Annotated in this window: 3 protein-coding genes and 1 CRISPR repeat array; of the genes, 2 read left to right on the forward strand and 1 reads right to left on the reverse strand. The window is 51.4% G+C overall.

The genetic code is table 11. From position 1 onward, the window contains the following. The first annotated feature begins 5 nt into the window (after nt 1-5). Nucleotides 6-431: direct repeats of the CRISPR family, unit length 30 nt; unit sequence GTTTCAGACGAACCCTTGTGGGATTGAAGC. A 145-nt stretch (nt 432-576) separates the two neighbouring features. Continuing rightward, nucleotides 577-717: a hypothetical protein gene (locus C5C07_RS21405; protein ID WP_158546614.1), complete on the forward strand. Its 141-nt coding sequence runs from the start codon at nt 577-579 to the stop codon at nt 715-717. A gap of 36 nt (nt 718-753) precedes the next feature. Continuing rightward, nucleotides 754-1,293 carry a GNAT family N-acetyltransferase gene (locus tag C5C07_RS20325; RefSeq protein ID WP_158546615.1) on the forward strand — a complete coding sequence of 180 codons (540 nt, stop codon included), beginning with the start codon at nt 754-756 and terminating at the stop codon, nt 1,291-1,293. 599 nt (nt 1,294-1,892) lie between these two features. On the opposite strand, the gene C5C07_RS20330 is transcribed toward C5C07_RS20325, so the two are convergent. After that, on the reverse strand, nt 1,893-2,793 hold a 901-nt coding region (locus tag C5C07_RS20330; protein ID WP_233510488.1), incomplete at its 5' end, for a hypothetical protein.

Below are 2,793 nucleotides of genomic sequence, written 5' to 3' on the forward strand. Positions count from 1 at the left end.
CGGCCGTTTCAGACGAACCCTTGTGGGATTGAAGCCGGGATTGCGGACGCCGCGATGGGGTACGGAACCTGAAGTTTCAGACGAACCCTTGTGGGATTGAAGCTATTTCCATCCACAGAGACGGTGATGTTTTCCGAAACGTTTCAGACGAACCCTTGTGGGATTGAAGCCGGTCGCATCACGGGAAGAGAGTAAGCAGTCGTTGTTTCAGACGAACCCTTGTGGGATTGAAGCCTTTCAGTGACGCTCGGTGCAGGCCGCCCCAGAACTTTCGTTTCAGACGAACCCTTGTGGGATTGAAGCTCGTCCGAGGCGCTATGGCTCGCGTATGCCGAGAGTTTCAGACGAACCCTTGTGGGATTGAAGCGAAACAAGCACAGCCGTCGTTGTCCCAGGGACGGGTTTCAGACGAACCCTTGTGGGATTGAAGCGTCCTTCGTGACGCCCGCTTCGAGTGGGGGACATGAGTTTCAGACGCGTCCCTGTAGACGAAGTGCTTTCCGAGTTCTCAGGACAACACACTGACTATACTGAGTGTGAAACATTATATACCTCCAATACCGTTCTAGAACCACGATGGCTTACCCACAACCCGTTCCATCCCTTACTGAAGACGAGTTCGCCCGTTTCCGCGAGGAGATGAGCGAATTCGAAGCCCCACAGGAGATGGAAGATGACCTCGCCCGGCACCGCGAGGCACTCCAAGAAGAGAATTAACTATCTTTTTAGCCGTCTGTTGCTTTCCGGCTCATAGTGAGTTCAAATTTCAAGAAGATCCACCCACGGGTGGACATCCGCCCGTACAAATTGGGTGAATCACTCCCAGAATTTGATTGCGGGAAATCCTGGTTTAACGACTTCATCAACACAGACGAAGTAGAGAACTACCAACGGGAGCGCCTGGGGAAAACGAAATTAGTGTATTTCGACGGGGAATTTGCTGCGTTTTTCTGCTTATCACCGAACTCGATGAGGGACAATGACTACAACGAAGAGGAGGCAAGTGGAGCGAGTGAACTGTATCAAGGGCCATTCGATATGCCCGCCAGACTTCTAGGACATCTTGCTGTTGACAATGAGTACAAAGGTGAGGGACTTGGTGAATATCTCGTAAAGCACATTGTCGCCGATACAATGGAATCAGATACACCGTTTCGGCTGGTTATTCTTCACTCACATAGTGACGTGGTCGGCTTCTACCGACAGTATGGGTTCACTAGAGCATTCCCCAACGGTGGTGGTAACCAGAATACGGCGCTCATGTTCTACGACCTTGGCCGATTAGCTGAGTAGGTTGCTAAAACGCGCTAGTGGAAACTCATTTATAATAGTTTTGTCGTGTTCGGCTTTGCAAAATCTCGAATGATAGCATCTGCGGCGCGTGTTGGAAACGGGACGCGTCAGATGACGTGGGATGCCAACTTGGCCAGATGACGATCGTGACAACCCTTAGTAGCAAGTGTCACTCAGTCCAAATTATGGGCCCAATCACAAGCGGGGTGCTGTACGGTGCTGGAACATATGCTGGAAAGAAGTCAGCAGAAGCAATTGATTCAAAGCTCAATGACATGCGTCGGCAGAAGGTGTGCTACGTTCATGATGGTAGTTCAATGGACTGCCGAGAGGAGAAGCAATCAATCCGAGACGCAATTACTCACCGCTGACGTGATTACTCGTCGAACCAGATCCGTGTAGAAGTTATTGACACGCGGCTCTATTGAAAACCACTCTCTATCGGCGATTTGCGGAGAGATGAGTCTTCAACAGCATCCGCGGAAACCCATAGAAAAGCGATATTTCAACAGAGCCAGACATGCTGGATATGATTTCAATGTTATCGTGACTGATCAGTTCTGTCACAGCATATCGAGATTCAACTACACTATAAGTGATCAGTAGAATCCCGGAGGTTCGTTCAGAACCTCATCACGATACCGTGTGCCCAGAAGTGCGAGCTCACCCAATTCGTCGATTGTTTCTGCGAACTCGTCCATCACGTGATTGAAGTCCTCTGAATCGGAGAGTCGCCGTACCGTCTCAAACGCCTTGTTCTTCCGGTTTTTTACCTGTGACCGGAGCGACGCCAGTCCAGACTGTGAAATGTTGAACGTCTCCCGTGCGACTGAGTCAACATCACCCATCTCAAGGCCATCAATGCTGTGGCGTTCTATCTGTGATTGCAGGATATCGTAAGTTTGTTCGATCGCATCCAATTGGGCCATGCGCTTCGTGAGTAGCGTCTCACTGATTGTGCGCTCCGTTCGGGAGATTGTTTCGTTGACAACCTCTGCGGGCGCACCGGTAGCCTGTCCGAAGCTCTGTGCCGGGAATACCGACGGGACGTTAATAATAAACGCATCTGCAACTTCCGGTGCACGGTCTTCAGGAATGTTCTCATCATTTGCGGATGCGCGGACCTGTTCAGCTTGTGTGATTTCCCACCCGACACCGTCCACCCAATGGTGTGGGAGACTCGCTGCAATCTTGAATCCTTCAATGAGGTGGGCAGCCTTCACTCCGAGACTCTGGAACTCCTCGGGAATAGAGGGAGTTCCACGTTGCGGCCGAGCCCCAAAGATGGTGTTACTGACCGTGAAGTGTGCGGTCGAGTCAGTATAGTGCAACGGTCCAAGTCGGTTTCCGTACCGGTTCTTGAGGGTCGTTACGGGGAGGTTGTTGAAGCCTCGTTGCGCGGCAACCAAGTCATCCAAAAGTGGTTCTCGTTCAGGAATTGGCTCACCACCGGAAAGTGTGTGCGTGGTGCCGTGGGGACGCTCTAGTTGGATGTCCGTC

The sequence above is a fragment of the Haloferax sp. Atlit-4N genome, from assembly GCF_003383025.1.
GTDB classification, from domain to species: domain Archaea; phylum Halobacteriota; class Halobacteria; order Halobacteriales; family Haloferacaceae; genus Haloferax; species Haloferax gibbonsii.